The organism is Primorskyibacter sp. S187A (assembly GCF_049800955.1).
GTDB lineage: Bacteria > Pseudomonadota > Alphaproteobacteria > Rhodobacterales > Rhodobacteraceae > JAKVBH01.
In genome coordinates, this window is record NZ_JBNAGA010000002.1 from 279,988 (window position 1) to 298,904 (window position 18,917).

16 protein-coding genes are annotated in these 18,917 nt (G+C 59.1%); 10 read left to right on the forward strand and 6 right to left on the reverse strand.

All coding sequences use genetic code 11. From position 1 onward, the window contains the following. Positions 1–2: 2 nt before the first annotated feature. Positions 3–2,948 (reverse strand): calcium-binding protein, encoded by a 2,946-nt coding sequence (locus ACP15S_RS12310; RefSeq protein WP_425039936.1) that lies wholly within the window; start codon positions 2,946–2,948, stop codon positions 3–5. Between the two features lie 163 nt (positions 2,949–3,111). Between ACP15S_RS12310 and ACP15S_RS12315 the strand changes: the two genes are divergently transcribed. Then, the gene (locus ACP15S_RS12315; protein WP_425039937.1) at positions 3,112–3,738 is read left to right on the forward strand and encodes a GNAT family N-acetyltransferase; all 627 of its coding nucleotides are present in this window, start codon (positions 3,112–3,114) and stop codon (positions 3,736–3,738) included. On the opposite strand, the gene ACP15S_RS12320 is transcribed toward ACP15S_RS12315, so the two are convergent. Both ACP15S_RS12320 and ahcY read right to left on the reverse strand, forming a co-directional pair. After that, positions 3,739–4,461: an extensin family protein gene (locus ACP15S_RS12320; protein WP_425039938.1), complete on the reverse strand. Its 723-nt coding sequence runs from the start codon at positions 4,459–4,461 to the stop codon at positions 3,739–3,741. It abuts the gene before it with no gap. Positions 4,462–4,491: 30 nt separating this feature from the next. After that, on the reverse strand, positions 4,492–5,880 hold the full coding sequence (gene ahcY / locus ACP15S_RS12325; protein WP_425039939.1) for an adenosylhomocysteinase: 1,389 nt from the start codon (positions 5,878–5,880) through the stop codon (positions 4,492–4,494). Between the two features lie 124 nt (positions 5,881–6,004). Here ahcY and ACP15S_RS12330 point away from each other — a divergent pair, with 124 nt between their 5' ends. From ACP15S_RS12330 to ACP15S_RS12345, 4 genes are all read left to right on the forward strand, one after another. Next, the gene (locus ACP15S_RS12330; protein WP_425039940.1) at positions 6,005–6,601 is read left to right on the forward strand and encodes an HD domain-containing protein; all 597 of its coding nucleotides are present in this window, start codon (positions 6,005–6,007) and stop codon (positions 6,599–6,601) included. Further along, a complete protein-coding gene (locus ACP15S_RS12335; protein WP_425039941.1) occupies positions 6,601–7,089 on the forward strand; it encodes an N-acetyltransferase family protein in 489 nt (162 codons plus the stop codon). Before ACP15S_RS12330 ends, ACP15S_RS12335 begins: the two co-directional genes overlap by 1 nt. 83 nt (positions 7,090–7,172) lie before the next feature. Then, positions 7,173–8,351, forward strand: coding sequence for an acetyl-CoA C-acyltransferase family protein (locus ACP15S_RS12340; RefSeq protein ID WP_425039942.1), 1,179 nt, complete (start codon positions 7,173–7,175; stop codon positions 8,349–8,351). 141 nt (positions 8,352–8,492) lie between these two features. Then, complete coding sequence (locus ACP15S_RS12345) at positions 8,493–10,709, forward strand: response regulator (protein ID WP_425039943.1); 2,217 nt, start codon at positions 8,493–8,495, stop codon at positions 10,707–10,709. A 174-nt stretch (positions 10,710–10,883) separates the two neighbouring features. Here ACP15S_RS12345 and yaaA read toward each other — a convergent pair whose 3' ends face one another. From yaaA to ACP15S_RS12360, 3 genes are all read right to left on the reverse strand, one after another. Then, a complete protein-coding gene (yaaA, locus tag ACP15S_RS12350; RefSeq protein WP_425039944.1) occupies positions 10,884–11,654 on the reverse strand; it encodes a peroxide stress protein YaaA in 771 nt (256 codons plus the stop codon). Positions 11,655–11,683: 29 nt separating this feature from the next. Then, complete coding sequence (gene recQ, locus ACP15S_RS12355) at positions 11,684–13,729, reverse strand: DNA helicase RecQ (RefSeq protein WP_425039945.1); 2,046 nt, start codon at positions 13,727–13,729, stop codon at positions 11,684–11,686. Between the two features lie 94 nt (positions 13,730–13,823). Continuing rightward, positions 13,824–14,114 (reverse strand): YggT family protein, encoded by a 291-nt coding sequence (locus tag ACP15S_RS12360; protein WP_425039946.1) that lies wholly within the window; start codon positions 14,112–14,114, stop codon positions 13,824–13,826. 119 nt (positions 14,115–14,233) lie between these two features. On the opposite strand from ACP15S_RS12360, the gene ACP15S_RS12365 reads away from it, so the two are divergent. From ACP15S_RS12365 to ACP15S_RS12385, 5 genes are all read left to right on the forward strand, one after another. Further along, on the forward strand, positions 14,234–14,773 hold the full coding sequence (locus ACP15S_RS12365) for an acyl-CoA thioesterase (RefSeq protein WP_425039947.1): 540 nt from the start codon (positions 14,234–14,236) through the stop codon (positions 14,771–14,773). A 55-nt stretch (positions 14,774–14,828) separates the two neighbouring features. Then, positions 14,829–16,160 carry an MFS transporter gene (locus ACP15S_RS12370; RefSeq protein ID WP_425039948.1) on the forward strand — a complete coding sequence of 444 codons (1,332 nt, stop codon included), beginning with the start codon at positions 14,829–14,831 and terminating at the stop codon, positions 16,158–16,160. Continuing rightward, positions 16,157–17,089 carry a penicillin-insensitive murein endopeptidase gene (mepA, locus tag ACP15S_RS12375; RefSeq protein ID WP_425039949.1) on the forward strand — a complete coding sequence of 311 codons (933 nt, stop codon included), beginning with the start codon at positions 16,157–16,159 and terminating at the stop codon, positions 17,087–17,089. Before ACP15S_RS12370 ends, mepA begins: the two co-directional genes overlap by 4 nt. Next, positions 17,062–17,925: an esterase-like activity of phytase family protein gene (locus ACP15S_RS12380; RefSeq protein WP_425039950.1), complete on the forward strand. Its 864-nt coding sequence runs from the start codon at positions 17,062–17,064 to the stop codon at positions 17,923–17,925. Before mepA ends, ACP15S_RS12380 begins: the two co-directional genes overlap by 28 nt. A gap of 120 nt (positions 17,926–18,045) precedes the next feature. Then, a complete protein-coding gene (locus ACP15S_RS12385; protein WP_425039951.1) occupies positions 18,046–18,675 on the forward strand; it encodes a queuosine precursor transporter in 630 nt (209 codons plus the stop codon). The last annotated feature ends 242 nt before the right edge of the window (positions 18,676–18,917 follow it).

An 18,917-nucleotide genomic window follows, 5' to 3' on the forward strand; every position in this document is an offset into this window, starting at 1 on the left:
GATCACAGGCTGTCTGCGGGGATTGTCACGTCATTGAATTGCAGGAATTCGACGCTCGTCAGCTGCGTAACGCGCCCGCCTTTGGCGAGACGAAGCCGGGGGCCGTCTCGCGAGACCGCGTAATCCGCGAGGGCCCCGGGAAAGACAGCTGTATCGTCCCCATCGCCGCCATGCACAACGTCTGCGCCGCCAAGCGTCAGGAGCGTGTCATCGCCGGGACCCGCGAGGATGACATCCTCTTCCGTTGTCCCCTCCAGCACCTCGCTCTCAGAGCTGCCCGTGAGGTGGACACCGTGCAAAAAGGCGGCGGCATCCCGGTCTCCCCACCAGGCCGGGGCACGTTCATTAAAGGCGAGGAGCGCGTCCCAGCGTGACGTCGTATCATCGATGTGACGCAAAGCGCCCCAGCTTCCGTATTGGCTGGGCGGTGCGATATCGACGAAGGCATTGAACAAGGTGCCGCCCACATCACGCCAGGATTGCAAGAGATCGCCGTAAATCTCGCCCATCTGCGGGGCATAATTGACCTCTTGAAGAAAGGCGCTCAGCTCTTCGTTGCTGACCCATGCGCCGGATGGCGCGACATGGGTGCCGCCTTCATACATGATCATTTTCATGCCATAGCGCTGCGCTACCGACGCGTGATGAGGCCAAAGCTCTTGGGTCAGATGTGGCAGTGACTTTGACCGCAGATGCTCGGCAACAGGGTCGTAGAGCTGGGACAAGCCCGCCTTGCGCACGAACTCACGCAGCGCCACCCGCTGCAAGCCCTGCGCTTCTCCGGCGCGGCGCGCCTCCGCCTGTGCGGCATCGATCCATTCCAGCACCATGGGCGCGGCCTCATCTGCACCGAGCTCATACCCGAAGTAACCCGTCACGGCATAAGACGAGAACCGATCTGCGGGGCGCTCGTTGCCTTCCTCGACCCAGAGCGGCGCTTCGAGCAGCGGCTCCTCAAGGCCGGGCCATCCCGTATGCACGGCGATGACGGGCTCCAAACGGTCGGCCTCTTCCGCAAAAACCTCGGCCCAGATGTCCGCCATTTGCGCAGCGCGCACGCCAGCCCATTGCATCCATGCATCATCGCTGGCTTTGCGCCCCCAACGGGCCTGCGCCTGTTCGCGGGCGTAGACAGCCTGCGGGAAGATGAAATTCCAAACCTCGTTGGAATACTCGACGTAGACTTTCAGGCGCGGGTCCAGCCCTGCGCGCATGACCTCCGCATACCGGCGCATGAAGTCATCGTCAGCCATATGCGGCATGTTGATCCACGGATCAGCGCCAACCAGATTGGACAGGTGGATGATGTATTCCACCGGCACACCGCGACCCACGAATGTGTAGTGATCCGGGCGCGCGCGTTCCGACCAGCGGGCTTTGCCGGAGCCGTTGGTAAAGGTCCAGTCCATGAAACGCAGCGCGCGCAGATCCGCGATCCTGGCGATGAAGTCGGGATTGAAGATGGCACCCGCGTCATACATCTCCACATGGTCTTCCCGCACGACCGTGATGTTGCGCAGGGGATCATCCGGTGCGACGGATGTCAGGCCAATGGAGACCAGCCCCTCGCCATTTGGTCTGTAGGTGAACCACAGCTCGTTCTCGCCACGCTCTCTGACACGCGCCGAGCCACCCACTTTCAAATCGCCCTGCCCCTCCCAGCGCAGGCGGTAGCGCGCTTCCAGAGATATGGCCTCCTCCGGCTGGTCAGTCAGAATGAACGTTTCCACATGGGTCACATCCGGGGGCAGGCTCGTGAGCCAGCCGTTGGCATCCATATGGCCCCCGCGGCGCAGGTCTTCTTCTGACACCGCACCCCACGAGCCGGGCAGATGTCCGGTCCAAGGGCGCGCGGTCTTCATGATGTCGAGAAAAGGATGCTGCGTTGACCAATCGGCAATACCGTTGAGGCCCATGGCAAGGCTCGGATTGTCCAGCCCTTTGGCCGATACGGGGCCCTCTTGCATCGCGACGTCAGGTTCGGAGGGCGCTTCGGCGGAGGCTTGCGCCATTTGTGTTGGCGCAGGGCTTGGGGCGGGCAAGGCCGCCTGCGTACGGGGCTTCAGATCATCCGCGATGGCCTCCCAAATGAAATCCGCCGTTTCTTGATAGCGCTCGCGCACCACCTCGTGCACGTCATCGAAATCCACGAAGTTTGACGGCGGCGGCGCGTTGTAGATCGCGGCATAGGTGATCATGCTGGCGATGAAGTAGGTCGTGGCTGTGCCATGGGGCGCATCGTCAGAATAGAGATCTGTTGGTCTGAGATCTTCCAGCGGCCCGTCGCTCACCAGTCTGGAGAGGATGGAGCCCACAGGGATCAGACGAACATCGGCCTCGGGCAGCGCCGCTTGAATGGCGGCGTGATAATCCCTGTACCATTCGTGATACTCGCCCAGAGCATACCGCGTGTAGCGGCGGTATTTCCGGCGTGTAGGCGGAAAGGCACCAAGCTCAGCCCAGCCTTCGTAGAGATAGAAGACCGGATCAACGCCCTGCTCCAGCACCCAGTTGAACACATCGAGCGTTGAGCCAACGGGCGTGACGTTTCGGGGGTTGTTCCATTCATACGGTTCGGTCGGTGCCTGGTATTGAACGAAGTTCTCCGGGTTGAGGATGATCGTATCCAGACCGGCCTCGGCGAATGTCGTATGCTCCGCGTTCCAGGCGTCACGGACCTCATCAAAGGACCATTGGGGCTCTGCCGGAACCAGCGGGTCTGCTTGACCGACAAAAACCCATTGCCCCGAAAGGGACAGCCGCCTCTCATCCGCGCGCGCAAGTCGGCTGAGCCAGTGGGGCACGGTTGTGTCATCATCATTTGTCAGGTGATTGAAGAGGGAATTGCCCCAGACATATGCGTTCACCCGATCCGCGCTCTGCGCATGTGCAACTGTCAATTGGAGCCCGAAAACAAGAGCTGCCACCATCAGGAAAAGAGATTTCACAGGTCTCGTCCTCACTTGGAAACACACGCGATACGCAATGCCAAGAGTATGGGGCAAAACTTTGGCCTTTGCACCCTGCCGCACGCATGTGCCGTCGCAATATGTGTAAATGAATTGCATTTTTTCAGACGGACCCCATTTTCTTAACAGGGGAGACACTTCAATGCAGTCAAAACGCACAGCATCCGAGACCGGACAGGGACAAAGCGACCAAGAGCAGGCAGGCTCGCAAGACGCAGCATCTCCGGCGCGCGCCTATTGCCCCGTCGAGCAAGAATGGGTCGCTGTTCACGACACTGCTCCGCAGAATTCCGAATTGAGCTTGCGCGCCTGGCGGTTGTCCGACGCGCCCGTTTTGCGCAGATTGCTGGATGATCCGGAGATGTGGCGCTTCTTGCCTGAACGGTTCCATGGCGTCATGAGTGATGCGGATGCCCGGGATCTGATCCGGCTGAAACACGCTACGGCGCATCATATCGTTCAGGCGATCAGTTCGGGCGACGAGATCGTCGGGCAGGTGCGGCTTGAGTTCGAACCCGGGCGTCCACAGCGCATAGGCGAGCTGTCCTATTGGATTGGCAAACGCTATTGGGGCAAAGGTCTGGCCAGTACGATACTGCCACGTTTTACCAGCGCGCTTTTCACGGATCTGCCGCATCTTCTGCAGATCGAAGCGCGGGTTCACCCCGACAATACAGCGTCAGCCCATGTGCTCCGAAAATCCGGCTTCGCCTATCAGGAGAAACGGGAGGACGCAGATGGCAGGCATGTCTACGCGCGCCGGAGGTAGCTAGCGGCAGGTCCCCCAGCCGCGCGCTTGCAAGTGGAAATGATCGGCATGCAGGGCGTTGTACTCCGGGCCCAGGGTCGTCTTGAACCAAATGCAAGCCGCGTCCCGGACCTGACGCAGGAAGATGCCCTCCGCGCCGTCCGATGACCAGTCAGACAAAAGCCGCAGGCGGCGCCCATCCACAAGGTCGAACCCACTGATATCAATGGCCTGCGCGGTCGCATGGGTGGACCAGCGCGTTGTGCTGCCGCGGATCGACCGGCAGTTGTAGCTTCCGATATGCCGGATCACTGACACCTCAGCCCCTAAAAGCGCCCGAGCCGCAGGTTGAATGCCGTGCCGCTCCCACATGGCTGTTCTCAGCGCTGTTGCGCATGTTGTCTCAACCGGATCGAGACGCGCGGTACCAAGCGCCGAGACGCGCACGCGGGGTGCGATCCCGCAGGTCTCGCTCGCCGTCAGATCAGGCAGGGTCTCGATCTGACCGGCTTCGGCCAAAACGGACAAACACAGCGCATCCTCCTGCGCCGCCCAATCAAGTTTCCATTGGGTCAGCGGCGTCACCGGCGCATCGATGTCCAAGGGTTCAAAGACGTTCCATTGCGGCGGCAGCGGTGATTGTGGATGTCGCAGTAAAGCCGTGGCGATCAACACGGCCGCGGCCAAAACGGCAAACGCCGCAAGCCTCTTGAAGGGCCTGCGGCGTTTGGGGGATTCATTCATGGGATCAGGACAAACCTGCGCGCCCGCGCCTTAGTAGCGGTAGTGCTCAGGCTTGAACGGGCCTTCGGGTTTCACACCGATGTAGGAGGCCTGATCGTCATTGAGTTTTGACAGCTTCACGCCGATGCGATCAAGGTGCAACCGCGCGACTTTTTCGTCCAGATGCTTGGGCAGGATATAGACCTCGTTCTTGTACTCATCCCCACGCTGCCACAGCTCCATCTGCGCCAGAACCTGGTTTGTAAACGAGGCAGACATCACGAAAGAGGGATGCCCCGTCGCGTTGCCGAGGTTCAGAAGACGGCCCTCAGAGAGCAGGATGATCCGGTTGCCCGAAGGCATCTCGATCATGTCCACCTGATCCTTGATGTTGGTCCATTTGTGGTTCTTGAGGTTGGCGACCTGGATTTCGTTGTCGAAGTGACCGATGTTACCGACAATCGCCATATCCTTCATCGCGCGCATGTGCTCGATGCGGATCACATCCTTGTTGCCTGTCGTGGTGATGAAGACATCTGCTGTCTCCACAGCATCCTCAAGCGTCACCACTTCAAAGCCGTCCATCGCGGCTTGCAACGCACAGATCGGGTCCACTTCCGTGACTTTGACCCGCGCACCGGCGCCAGCGAGAGACGCCGCAGAGCCCTTGCCCACATCGCCGTACCCACAGACAACCGCGACCTTGCCTGCCATCATCGTATCGGTCGCGCGGCGGATGCCGTCCACGAGGCTCTCTTTGCAGCCGTATTTGTTGTCGAACTTCGATTTCGTGACGGAATCGTTCACGTTGATGGCCGGGAAAGGCAGCTGACCGCTCTTGTGCAGTTCATAGAGACGGTGCACGCCGGTTGTCGTTTCCTCGGAAACGCCAATGATCTGATCACGCGTTTTGGTGAACCAGCCCGGCGATGCAGCCATGCGTTTCTTGATCTGCGCCTTGATCACCTCTTCCTCTTCAGAGGCGGGCACGGGAATGATGTCTTCACCCGCTTCCGCGCGGGCGCCCAGCAAGACGTAAAGCGTTGCGTCGCCGCCATCGTCGAGGATCAGGTTTGGTCCATCGTCAAACATGAAGGATTTGTCGAGGTAGTCCCAATGCTCTTCGAGCGACTGCCCCTTGATCGCAAAGACGGGAACGCCCGCTTCAGCAATCGCAGCCGCCGCATGATCTTGCGTGGAGAAGATGTTGCACGAGGCCCAGCGGACATCGGCGCCCAGTGACGTCAGGGTCTCGATCAATACAGCTGTCTGGATCGTCATGTGCAGCGACCCCACAATGCGCGCGCCCTTGAGCGGCTGGCTCTCGCCATATTCCTCGCGCAGCGACATCAGGCCCGGCATTTCTGTCTCAGCAATATCGAGCTCTTTGCGGCCAAATTCCGCAAGCGCGATGTCTTTCACGATATAGTCTTTTGCCATGGCATCCGGCCTTTCAAATGATATCTCTTTGCCAGCCAGATAGCATTGGCATGGCTGCGGAACAATGCGAGATTGCCGCACCTGCCAAGAGCCGCTACACCGGCTATTCCAGTGGAGAAGAGCCATGCCCGCAAAACCGACCCGCGCCTGGCAGCGTATGTTGTCCGGCAGACGTCTGGACCTGCTTGATCCAACTCCCATGGATATCGAAATCGAGGATATCGCCCACGGCCTGGCCTTTGTCGCGCGGTGGAACGGGCAGACCAAAGGCGATTATGCCTATTCGGTCGCGGAGCATTCCCTCCTCGTTGAACAGATCTACAGCAGGCTTGTCGCCAAACCGGAGCCGCGCTGGCAATTGGCCGCCCTGCTGCACGACGCGCCGGAATACGTCATTGGCGACATGATCAGCCCGGTCAAAGCCTCGGTGGGCGACGGCTACGGCGCGCTGGATGATCGTTTGACGGCAGCCATTCACCTGCGGTTTGGCCTGCCCGCCGCCATTCCCAAGCCGGTCAAAACCATGATCAAGAAAGCCGACAAGATCAGCGCGTGGATGGAGGCCACCCAAATCGCCGGGTTTGATCCGCGCGAAGCCGACAAATTTTTCGGAAAACCCGATGGCGCTGTCACTGATGGGCTCTCGATAACTCTGCGCGCGCCCAAAGACGTGCGGGATGATTTCACACGGCGCCATGCGGCGCTGTTGGAGCTGTGCTGATGTCCGCAACGATCCGACGCGGCTCCCGATTGGACATGCGCGACACGGCCGCGCTGCTCAATGAGATTATCTCCGTGGGCGGGACAACCGCCTTGACCGAGCCGCTGACAGAACAGGCTTTGTCGGACTGGCTGAGTGCTGACGCGGATCGTTCGGCCTGGCATGTGGCTGAAGCTGGAGGTCGCGTTGTGGGCTTTCAGTGGATCGGCCCCTTTCCCAACCTCCCGCCTGAGGCCTGCGAGATCGGGACGTTCGTGAAGACAGGTCAGACGGGCCTTGGCATCGGCTCCCGGCTTTTTGATGCGACGCGCAAAGAGGCGCGACGTCTGGGCTATTCCTGGATCAACGCAAATATCCGCGCGGACAATGAAGGCGGTTTGATATTTTACCAAAGTCGCGGCTTTCGCGATTATGGGCGCCTCGAGGATGTTGCGCTGGAAAGCGGCGCCCTCGTTGACAAGATACTCAAGCGCTTTGATCTGGACTGACGCAGCGTTGCGTCGATCAATCATGCTGACTTTTGCAACATCACCCGTTAGCCCTGTATCCGACAGACGCAACGGAGGGTGCCATGGCTGATGATATCGTAATTCTTGGAGGTGCACGCACCGCGATCGGGACTTTCGGCGGCGCTTTGGCCCAAACAGCTCCCATCGATCTCGGCACCGTCGCGTCAAAAGCTGCGCTGGAGCGCGCAGGTGTTGACGGTGCTCAGATTGGACACGTGGCCTTTGGGCATATCATCAACACAGAGCCACGTGACATGTACTTGTCCCGCGTCGCATCCATGGATGCGGGCGTGCCCGATTCGGTGCCTGCGATGAACGTGAACCGTCTGTGCGGCTCTGGCGTGCAGGCGATCATATCGGTGGCGCAATCGCTCATGCTCGGGGATGCGGACTTCGGCCTGGCTGGCGGTGCGGAATGCATGAGCCGTTCGCCCTACATCATTCCCGGCCAGCGCTGGGGCACCAAGATGGGCGACACCAACACCCAGGACATGATGCTCGGCGCGTTGAATTGCCCCTTTGGCACAGGACATATGGGCGTCACGGCTGAGAACGTCGCCGCTGAGCATGGCGTGGATCGCGCCGCACAAGACGCTTTCGCCCTGCAAAGCCAGGAGCGCGCGGCCCATGCCATCGCTGAGGGGCGCTTTGCTGAACAGATCGTGCCTGTCATGGTGCGCAAACGCCGCGAGGAAGTTGCCTTCGAGGTTGACGAACACCCCAAGGCCACGACCATGGACGCGTTGGGCAGCCTGCGCACCGTCTTTCAAAAAGACGGCACCGTGACCGCTGGGAACGCCTCAGGCATCAACGATGGCGCAGCGGCACTTGTGCTGGCGCGTGCGTCGGCGGCTGAAGCTGCGGGGCTGACGCCGCGCGCCCGCATCCTCGGCTATGCCCACGCCGGCGTGCGCCCCGAAGTGATGGGGATCGGCCCGGTCCCGGCCGTTGAAGCCCTTCTGGAACGGACCGGACTTTCGGTCGGTGATTTCGACGTCATCGAGTCCAATGAAGCCTTTGCCGCACAAGCTCTCGCTGTCACGCATGCTCTGGGTTTTGATCCCGCGCGGGTGAACCCGAATGGCGGGGCGATTGCCCTTGGTCACCCTGTCGGTGCAACTGGTGCCATCATAACCGTGAAAGCCCTCTATGAGTTGGAGCGGATTGGCGGGCGAAAGGCTCTGATCACGATGTGCATCGGCGGCGGGCAAGGCATCGCATTGGCTATTGAACGCATCTGATACGCACGTTGTGCCTGCTGAAAAGTCGTTCATACCTGTTCTCAGGGTATCGTTTTGGGCGAATTCAGCCCGGCTTTAAGGTCTTTTTCACACTGCTTTGCGACACACTGCCTGATCCATTGGGTTGTCTCGGAGCGGCATATGAACCTGGCCAGCAAATTGCGAGAAGAACGACGCGCGCGCCTCGCAGCGGAACGCTTGCTTGAGCTCAAACAGGCGGAACTGGTCGCAGCCAACCGGAAACTCGGGCGCCACGCGCAGGCGCTCACATCTGAAATCGAAGAAACGCGCGAGGAAGTCTTAAGCGTCAAATCCGAGAACGAGCGGGTTCTGCTGGATTTGAATGTGGCCACTGAGCAGGCTGCTGTCGCTGAGCGACGCTTATGGCGATCGGTCCAGGCGCTGCCGGATGGGTTTGCAATCTTCGATGCTGACAATTGTCTGCTGGCCGCGAATGACGCTTACATGGCTGTGTTTGAAGGCCTGGCCGAGGTCCAGCCTGGCATCACCTATGTCCGTATTCTTCAGCTTTTGACGGAAGAGGGCATCGTTGACATTGGCCATGAAACGCCTGCGGACTGGCGCGCGTCCATGCTGCGCCGCTGGCAAAGCGCAACACCTGATCCCAAAGTGGTCAAGCTGTGGAACGGCGCATCCATCAAACTTCTGGATCAGCGCGGCCCGGATGGAGACGTTGTCAGCCTCGCACTGAATATCACAGAAACTGTCGCCTACGAACGCAGACTGAAGATCGCCAAGCGCAAGGCAGAAGCGGCCAACCGCGCCAAATCAGCCTTCCTCGCCAATATGAGCCACGAGATCAGAACACCCATGAACGGTGTCATCGGTATGGCGGATCTGCTCACGGACACGGAACTCACCGAAGAACAGCAGCTCTACGTCAGCACGATGAAAAACTCTGGCGAAGCGTTGCTGGTAATCATCAATGATGTTCTGGATTACTCCAAGATCGAAGCCGACAAGCTCGAACTGCATCCGGAGGCCTTTGATCTGGAGCGCGCGATCCATGAGATCGTCATGCTTTTGCAACCAACGGCCCGGGACAAAGGGATTGACCTGCTTGTCGACTACGACATGTTCCTGCCCACGGAATTCGTTGGCGATCCCGGGCGTATTCGCCAGGTTCTGACCAACATCATTGGCAATGCGGTGAAATTCACACTGGAAGGCCATGTTTTGGTACGCATCGTCGGCGTGCCTCGTGAAGACGGCTCGTCTACGGTTCACGTCACCGTCGAAGACACCGGAATCGGGATCCCTGAGGACAAGGTCAAACACGTATTTGGCGAATTCAATCAGGTTGAAGATGATCGCAATCGCAAATTTGAAGGCACGGGCCTCGGGCTCGCCATCTCCAAACGTCTGATCGAAATGATGGGCGGCCGGATTTGGGTCGACAGTGAGATCGGACGTGGGTCTTCCTTCGGGTTCCAGATGACGCTCCCCTCGCCAAGTGGAGAATTCGCAGCCCCTCCGAAATTGCCAAGTTTCCTCAAGCGTGTCCTCATCGTGGATGATCAACCGGTCAATGCCCTAATCCTCGAGAAACAGCTATCGGTTCTCAATATCAAGACGGAGACGTGCAAAAACGGTTTGGAAGCTCTTGAGTTGCTGAAACAAGGGAGCGTTTTCGATCTCGTACTGACCGACCACAACATGCCGGAGATGGACGGTCTGGAGCTAGTTGGCGAAATGCATCAAGCAGGGATCCAAACACCCACGATCATGCTGAGTTCGAACACAGCCTTCGTCGAGAGCGACCCATCGTCCAAGCTATTGAGCGCCGTATTGCAAAAACCGATTCCGCGGCGGTTCCTTTTTGAGAAGCTCATGGCGCTTGATCCATCAAGGGCCTCAGCTGATATCGATAGCGTAGCCGTTCTGCCGCAACCCGAAGAAGAGGACGAAGACCCCAACCGCGGCCCCGCCATCCGCGTTCTGACCGCAGAAGACAACAAAACGAACCAACTCGTGTTCAAGAAAATGACAAAGTCCATGAACATCGAACTGGAGTTTGCGGACAATGGTCTCGACGCGGTGGAACTGCATCAGAGCTTTCAGCCGGATATCATCTTTATGGACATTTCCATGCCCAAACTTGACGGCAAGGCCGCTACAGCCAAAATCCGCCAAGCCGAACGTGGATCAGGAAAACACACGCCAATCATTGCCTGTACAGCACATGCGATGGCCGGCGACAAAGACAGTATTCTGGACGCAGGACTTGATGACTATTTGACCAAGCCGCTCAAACGCGCGGATATCGAAAGGATGATCAGCCTGTATTCAACCGCAGCGTCTGAGGACGTCCCTGCGTTCCGGTCAGCGAAGGGCTGACACGAAAGGCAACAGCCTGCGGACCGACATTCGAAATCACATGGATCGCGCAATCAAAGCACTTCGCGAAAACCCTGGATCACCAAAACACTGCCAAGCAACTGCTTTCTGGTGATTTTCGTGATGCGCGATGTATCAGATTTCCATCAAAGTACTTTCGTCGGTCAGGCGCAATTAAGCTTGTGCTTCGCGCAAAAAGACGGGCTTTTCTGGGCTCGAAAGGGCTTCATCGAACACGTAGCCGTCACGATCAAATGACAAGATGTCCTTCGGTTCTGTCAATTTGTTTTCAACAAGGAAGCGCGCCATCGCACCGCGTGCGCGTTTCGCAAAGAAACTCACGATTTTTGGGGTCCCGCCTTTGAGTTCCATGAATTGTGGCGTGATAACGTCGAGGTCGAGCCTCTCCAAATCAACCGCACCGAAATACTCTTGGCTCGCACAATTCACGAGTGTCGAGGTTCCCATGTCGCGCGCCTGAGCATTCAGCGCTTTTGACAAAGCATCTCCCCAATACTGATAGAGATTCGTGCCACGACGCGTCTTGAGACGGCTGCCCATTTCCAGCCGATAGGGCTGGATACCGTCCATCGGCGTCAAAACACCGTACAGCCCAGACAAAATGCGCAAGCGATCCTGCGCCCATGCCAGCGCCTCGGCATCCATCGTCCGGGCATCCAACCCCTGATATGTGTCTCCGGCAAACGCGAATATGGCCGGACGCGTTGTGTTGAGGTCCGGCTCTGCTTCAAAGCTGCGGAAGCGATCTCGGTTCAGGCGAGCCAGATCATCGGATAAATCCATCAAGCCTTTCAAATCACGCAAGGTAAGGTTGCGCGCCGTCTTTGACAGACGCACCGCGTCGGCCTGCATCGCTGGTTGCGATGGTGTATGATCGACCGGATCCCAATCCAGTCGCTTGGCCGGAGAAATAACGACAAGCATTCCGCATCCCTTTACTGATTTAGCCTGATCTAGGACGCCTCACGCAGCACGTCCAGAAAAGCAGCCCCAAATCTCTCGGCGCGCCGATCACCCAAAATGCGTGTCATGCGCCCCAAGTCATCCGGACGCGCCTCAGCGAGCTTTGCAAGTTGCGATGCAGAGCAGGACATGGGCTTTTGCGTGCCGCAATCCCCGCGCGACAATTGCGTTTGCACCTCTAGCAAACGATCATACAGCCCGCCCGCATCCTTGCCTGCAAGTTTGCGGCGCGCCGGATGAACCTCTGCAACCTCACCCGAAATAACGGCAAGGAAGTCGCGCCCATAGCGCTCAAGTTTTTTGGCTCCAACGCCGCTGATGCCCGCCATGTCATCAAGCGTTGAAGGGCGCGCTTCCGCCATTTCGCCCAACGTCCGATCGTTAAAAATGATGTAGGCTGGCACAGCCGCCGCCTCCGCCAATGCCCGGCGCTTGGCCTTCAGAGCCGACAAGAGCGGCGCATCTTCTTCGGACACCAGAGTTTTGACAGTGGGTCTGCGCGTGGCTGATGCCTTCGAGATCGTGTCGCGCCGCAATTTGATGGTGGTCTCATCACGCAAAAGCGGTCGTGCGGCCTCTGTCATCCGCAGCGCGCCATGACGTTCGGGATCCGGGCGCAAAAGATCATGGCCCATCATCTGCCGAAACACCGCCTGCCAAGCCCGGCGATCAAACTCGCGCCCCACCCCAAACGTCGGCAAGTCATCATGCCCGCGCGCGCGCACCTTCTCCGTCGCACTACCGAGCAGAATGTCGATCAGATGACCGGCTCCAAACCACTCTCCAGTGCGCAGGGCCGCCGAAAGCGCCTTGCGAACGGCTTGTGTGCCATCAAAAGTCTCGACCGGAGCATCGCAGAGATCGCAATACCCACATGGCGAGCCGCTCTCGCCGAAATAGCTCAGCAAGGTTTGCCGCCGACACGTCAGCGCCTCGGCCAGGCCAAGCAGCGCATTCAGCCTGCCATGATCGGCATCCCGTCGCTCCGCCGGGGCCAGGCTTTCATCAATCTGTGAACGGCGCAGGCGAATATCATCGGGGCCAAACAACGTCATGGTCTCAGCAGGCGCACCATCCCGGCCGGCGCGACCGATCTCCTGATAGTAGGCCTCAATGCTCTTGGGCAGATCCGCATGTGCCACCCAGCGAATGTCCGGCTTGTCGACACCCATCCCGAAGGCCACTGTCGCAACAACAATCAGGCCATCTTCTCGCGCGAACCGGCTTTCGACACTACGGCGATCATCGGCCTCCATACCCCCGTGGTAATGGCAGGCGTTGTGCCCTTCCTCGCGCAGCGCCGATGCGAGGCTCTCCGTCTTGGCCCGTGTGCCGCAATAGACAATGCCGGATTGGCCCTTTCTGGCGGCCGCAAAGCTCAAAATCTGAGCCCGCGGGCGATCTTTCGGCTGAAACGCCAAATGGATATTGGGGCGATCAAAACCGCGCAGAAACGTCTCAGGCGGATTGCCATCAAAAAGCCGGTCCACGATTTCCTGACGGGTCTCGGAATCCGCCGTTGCCGTGAACGCGGCCACCGGAACGCCCAATGCGCGGCGCAACTCACCTATGCGCAGGTAATCCGGCCTGAAATCATGGCCCCACTGGCTGACGCAATGGGCCTCGTCCACAGCGATAAACGAAACACCTGCGCGCCGCAGGGTTTGTATGATGCCCCCGCTCGCCAATCGCTCTGGCGCAAGATAGAGGAGCTTGAGCCGACCCTCATCCAGCGCCGACCAGACTGCATCCGTCTCCTCCGGCGTATTGCCTGAGGTCAGCGCGCCCGCTTCGACGCCCGCCTCGCGCAAGCCACGGACTTGATCTCGCATCAGCGCGATCAGCGGAGATATGACGATGGTGAGCCCCGGTCGCATCAGGGCAGGCAATTGGAAACAAAGCGATTTGCCGCCGCCCGTGGGCATGATGGCCAAGACATTCTTGCCATCGTGCACGGCTTCTACAATCTCTCCCTGACCTGGGCGAAATCCGTCGAAGCCAAAAATATCCCGCAAAAGCGTGGCAGCGCTGTCCATGGGTCCTGTCGCGTTTTTGTGATCTGCTCTTTTGAGAAGTGTCTCATATCAAGACTGCGCGAACAAGTCCGCGACAGGCGGATCACGCGCGGATTTAGCTCACGAAAAGCCCGACGTTGTTGGCCAGAATGATACGCGCGGCATAGACCGCGATGAGGGCCACCAGAGGCGCGAGATCCAGCCCTCCCATATTCGGCAAAAACCGCCGAATGGGCCCGTAGATCGGTTCCACCAGCCGGTTCAGCCCATACCAAATCTGCGCCACCACTTGCTGGTGCAGATTGAGCACCTGAAAGTTGATCAACCACGACATGATCACATGGGCAATAATGAAGAACCACACCACATCCAGAAGCAGCATGAGGATTTGGAAAAGCGATTGCACGGCGAGGCCTCCTTGTTTGCCCTTACCTATGGTGGCAGGCGCGCGGCGGCAAGTGCCGCAAGGTCGTCCTTGATGCGGATTGGGGCAAATGCTGATTGGGCGAAAAGGAGCAATGCGCCATGTACCCATTTATCCGCATGACGAAAGAGCTGATCAAGGCTCGGTCCCAACCGCCGCTCGATGTCTGGGACACCCACGTCTCGCATCACATCTGCTGGCCATGGGATATCGATCTCTGGATGGAGCTCAACAATGGGCGCACGCTGACCATTTATGACCTGGGACGGATCCCCTTGGCCCATCGCACGGGTTTGATCGGGCTGCTCAAAAAAGAACGGTGGAGCCTGACCATGGCGGGCGCGTCTGTGCGCTGGCGTCGTCGGGTGCGGCCGTTCGAGAAGGTCGAGATGCGCTCGCGCGCCCTGGGCTTTGATCACCGGTTTTTCTACCTTGAACAAAGCATGTGGAACACATCGGGCGAGTGCGCCAATCATGCGCTCTATCGCTCTGCCGTCACAGATCGCAATGGCATCGTTTCGCCGGACCGCATTGTGGAAGCCTTTGGTGCACAAATCGTCTCGCCGGCCCTGCCCGATTGGGTTGTCGCCTGGACAGACGCGGATGCAAAGCGCCCATGGCCGCCGATGCAGACACCCTAGGTTCCTCTTGCTCCGCCCTGCGTCTCGGGCTTAGCTGGATCAAACGGGGGAGAGCATGACAGACAAGCGCAAACGAATTTGGGGCTGGTTCTTCTTCGACTGGGCCAGCCAGCCTTACAACACGCTCCTCGTGACGTTCATTTTTGCCCCCTACATCAAGGAATTGATGGAAGATGGCGCCGCCGCGCAGGCCGCATGGGGGTTCGGCATTGGGCTTGCGGGGCTTGTCATGGCCATCTTGGCGCCTGTTCTGGGCGCATTGGCGGACACATCAGGCCATCGGATGCGCTACATCTGGATATTCTCGATCATGTATGTGATCGGATCCGCCGCGCTCTGGATAGCCGCTCCGGGAGATTTCAACCTGATCCTCGTTCTGTTCTTTTTTGCCGTTGGTATGATCGGCATGGAATTTGCAACGATTTTTACCAATTCGATGTTGCCCGATCTGGGCACAAAAGAAGAGATCGGCCGCATCTCCGGGAATGGCTGGGCCTTTGGCTATGTGGGCGGGCTGGTGACCCTTGTCATCATGCTGGTGTTTTTTGCAGAGAGTGCGGATACCGGGAAGACTTTCGTGGGCCTGGCGCCGCCCTTTGGTCTGGACAGCGCGGCGCGTGAGGGCACACGGTTCGTCGGGCCGCTGACGGCGCTCTGGTTCATCGTCTTCATGATCCCCTTTTTCCTCTGGGTTCGCGATCCTCGTCCACCCGCACGGCAGCCGGATGCGCTCAAGCGCGCCCTCAAAGGTCTGGGTCAGACCCTGCGTCGCCTGCCTGAAACACCTTCACTTCTGGCTTATCTGACCTCGTCAATGTTCTACCGTGATGCGTTGAACGGGATGTATACGTTTGGCGGGATTTACGCCGCCGGTGTCCTCGGGTGGTCTGTGGTCAATGTCGGGATTTTTGGCATTCTCGCAATCATCACGGGCGCGATTTTCGCCTGGCTGGGAGGGCGCGCTGACAGTCGGTTCGGGCCGCGGCCCGTCATCACGGCCTCGATCCTTGCGCTCACACTTGCCGCGATCAGCACTGTGCTCGTGTCCCGCGACACTGTCTTTGGCATGGCGGTCGGCGAAGGCTCCAGCCTGCCCGACATTGTGTTCTACGTTATCGGAGCGGTGATCGGGGCCGCTGGCGGCACGCTGCAATCTGCATCGCGGACCATGATGGTCCGGCAGGCAGATCCCGGTCGGATGACCGAAGCCTTTGGTCTTTATGCCTTAGCGGGCAAGGCCACATCCTTCATTGCGCCTCTGCTCATCGGCACGGTCACGGCGCTAACCGGCTCACAACAGCTTGGGGTTTCCCCTCTCATCGGTCTTTTCTTGATCGGCCTGATCCTGTTACGTTGGGTCAAGGACGAGGGAGATCAGAAAGCATGAAGAGCAGTCTCAAAATCGCACTTGCGGGCCTGGTTTGTCTGAGCCTCGCCAGTTGCCGCGACACCTCGCAGCCAAACGCCTCCCTTAACGCGCAACCGACCATTGGCGACAGTATGGGCGTCCTCTCGACCAAAGAAGCCAAGCAACTCTTCGGCGCGAAAGAGACGCCCTCGACACAACAGGCCGCAGCCTTCGGCAGCTATGCCAAGGGCTGTATGTCCGGCGCGGTCGAATTGCCGGAATCGGGCCCGACATGGCAAGCGATGCGGCTCTCGCGCAACCGCAACTGGGGCCACCCCGAATTGATCGATTTCGTCAAGGATCTCTCGCGAAAAGCAGCGGCGCAGCCGGGCTGGTCCGGGATCTACGTGGGCGATCTCAGCCAACCGCGCGGCGGGCCGATGCTGACCGGGCACCGGAGCCATCAGATCGGCCTTGATGCTGATATCTGGATGCGCCCGGCCAATGATCTGCGCCTGACACGCTCGGATCGCGAAGCAATCTCATCGGTCTCCATGTGGCGCAATCGGGGAGCATTCGTGAATGAGAAATGGACGCCCGCGCATCACGCTGTTCTGAAAGCCGCCGCGAAGGACCCGCGCGTTGCCAGGATATTCGTCTTCCCCGGCGCCAAGGTCCAGATGTGCAAGGATGAGACGGGAAATCGCGATTACTTGCGTAAAATCCGCCCCTGGTGGGGGCATCACTATCATTTCCATGTGCGTCTGAACTGCCCGGCGGGATCGACCGGCTGCGTCAATCAGGCCCCGCCTCCCAGCGGCGATGGATGTGCAGACGCCCAAAGCTGGGTCAACAACATTCTCAACCCCCCGCCGCCTGATCCCAACGCGCCCAAAGCCAAACCGCGCCGGGAACTACAGATGGCTGATTTACCCGCTCAATGCGCCACTGTCTTGCAATCGCCCTGAGCCTTTGGGCGCAATCCGCGCTCTGTGATCAAGCCAAATTCCTGCAAAGTCTGACATGGTCAGAGCCCGGTGCCCACTTTGGCGGCTGGTCCGCGATCGACTTTCTCGACGAAGGACAGCACTTTGTCGCCATCACGGACCGGCGGCATATGGTCGACGTTGACGTTGCGCGGGACGCGCAAGGCAGGATCGTCGGCCTCCAATCAACAGAGCCGCGAGCCCTCCGATTTGGGCGACACCCGGAGACTGGCAAGCAATTGCGCGACACCGAGGGCCTCGCCATTGGCGCCGATGGCATGCGATTCGTCTCTCTGGAGCAAATCAATCGGGTTTTCGATGCCACAACGCAGGATCTTGATACGTCGCTGCCGATGCATTCTGATTTTGCGCAGTTTCATTCGAACGGCGGTTTGGAAGCGCTGGCTATCGATCAAGAGGGCAGACTTTTCACGTTGCCAGAGCGGTCCGGCACGATCACAACCGACTTCCCGCTCTATGGCCTGTTTGACGGTGCGTGGCGTCATATCGCGGATGTCCCCCGCTCATCCGGCTTTCAACCCGTGGGCGCAGATTTCGGCCCCGATGGCCGATTTTACCTTTTGGAACGGGCCTTTTCGGGCTTTGGCTTCCAAACCCGATTGAGCCGCTTCCGGGTTGCGGACGGCGGGATTGAAGACCGCGAGGTCTTGCTCGTCAGCGCCACAGGCCGTCACGGCAACCTCGAAGGGTTAGCCATCTGGCAATCCGATGACGGGATACGGGCCACGATGATTGCCGATGATAATTTCAGCAGGTTCCAAGAAACCGAGATCGTTGAGTATTTGCTGCCGGATTGACAAATTGCCGCAGATCAGGCTTGTCTATGGCGTGGGCAGCCATTAAAGGCGGGGCTGCTTGCCGGGTCGGGAGCCCCGGGGAGCCAAGTCGCCGAAACCTTGTCAAAACGGGCACCACAAATGCAACGTGAACATATCCCCGGCATTATCGCCATGGCCGCCATCGTGGTGGCTTCCAATATTCTGGTCCAGCATCTGTTCGGCCAATGGCTGACATGGGGGGCCTTCACCTACCCGCTTGCTTTCCTTGTGACCGACCTCATGAACCGCCTGTATGGCGCAGGCCCGGCGCGGCAAGTCGTGTTCGCGGGATTTGTCGTAGGCGTTTTCTGTTCGCTTGTCGGAACGAATATCCAGGGCGAATTCGGCCCGCTGGTCACCTTCCGGATCGCGCTTGGTTCCGGCCTCGCCTTCCTGACGGCGCAGCTCATGGATGTGGCTGTGTTCAACAGGTTCCGCGAAGGCGTCTGGTGGAAAGCGCCCTTGGCCTCGACGATTGTGGGCTCATCTGTCGACACTGCCATTTTCTTTACCATTGCCTTCTCCGGGGCACTGACAATGCTCGAACCGGGCAATGACGTAAGCTGGGCAAACGAACCCGTCCCGGTTCTGGGTGTTGGACCGCTTGCGCCCTTGTGGGTCTCGCTCGCGATCGCGGACTGGTTCGTCAAATTGAGCTTGGCGCTTATCGCGCTTGCTCCTTTTCGCGCCATTGTTGCGCGGCATGCGCAAGATCGATCACTCGTTTGAAAAAACCTTTTGGCGATTGCGGCAACTCGTGCCAATCTGATGGGAGTTGAAACAATCGAAAGGAGGTGATCCAGTGTCTAGAGAGATATTGGAGAAAGGTGTCGGGACAGATCGGGAGGCGCGCCTCTGAGGCAACCCTTTGGGCGCTCGCGCCCCTGATTTGGCGATAGGCCTAGACCGGCCCCGCCTCCGAAAATTCTCGAAGGGTCGCTCGCAGAGCGGCCCTTTTCGCTTATCCATCT

Bases quoted from the DNA above. Each gene is read 5' to 3' on its own strand.
- ACP15S_RS12315 (WP_425039937.1), top strand. From the start codon at position 3,112: ATGCAGTCAAAACGCACAGCATCCGAGACCGGACAGGGACAAAGCGAC.
- ACP15S_RS12320 (WP_425039938.1), bottom strand. From the start codon at position 4,461: ATGAATGAATCCCCCAAACGCCGCAGGCCCTTCAAGAGGCTTGCGGCG.
- ahcY (WP_425039939.1), bottom strand. From the start codon at position 5,880: ATGGCAAAAGACTATATCGTGAAAGACATCGCGCTTGCGGAATTTGGC.
- ACP15S_RS12330 (WP_425039940.1), top strand. From the start codon at position 6,005: ATGCCCGCAAAACCGACCCGCGCCTGGCAGCGTATGTTGTCCGGCAGA.
- ACP15S_RS12335 (WP_425039941.1), top strand. From the start codon at position 6,601: ATGTCCGCAACGATCCGACGCGGCTCCCGATTGGACATGCGCGACACG.
- ACP15S_RS12340 (WP_425039942.1), top strand. From the start codon at position 7,173: ATGGCTGATGATATCGTAATTCTTGGAGGTGCACGCACCGCGATCGGG.
- ACP15S_RS12345 (WP_425039943.1), top strand. From the start codon at position 8,493: ATGAACCTGGCCAGCAAATTGCGAGAAGAACGACGCGCGCGCCTCGCA.
- yaaA (WP_425039944.1), bottom strand. From the start codon at position 11,654: ATGCTTGTCGTTATTTCTCCGGCCAAGCGACTGGATTGGGATCCGGTC.
- recQ (WP_425039945.1), bottom strand. From the start codon at position 13,729: ATGGACAGCGCTGCCACGCTTTTGCGGGATATTTTTGGCTTCGACGGA.
- ACP15S_RS12365 (WP_425039947.1), top strand. From the start codon at position 14,234: ATGTACCCATTTATCCGCATGACGAAAGAGCTGATCAAGGCTCGGTCC.
- ACP15S_RS12370 (WP_425039948.1), top strand. From the start codon at position 14,829: ATGACAGACAAGCGCAAACGAATTTGGGGCTGGTTCTTCTTCGACTGG.
- mepA (WP_425039949.1), top strand. From the start codon at position 16,157: ATGAAGAGCAGTCTCAAAATCGCACTTGCGGGCCTGGTTTGTCTGAGC.
- ACP15S_RS12380 (WP_425039950.1), top strand. From the start codon at position 17,062: ATGCGCCACTGTCTTGCAATCGCCCTGAGCCTTTGGGCGCAATCCGCG.
- ACP15S_RS12385 (WP_425039951.1), top strand. From the start codon at position 18,046: ATGCAACGTGAACATATCCCCGGCATTATCGCCATGGCCGCCATCGTG.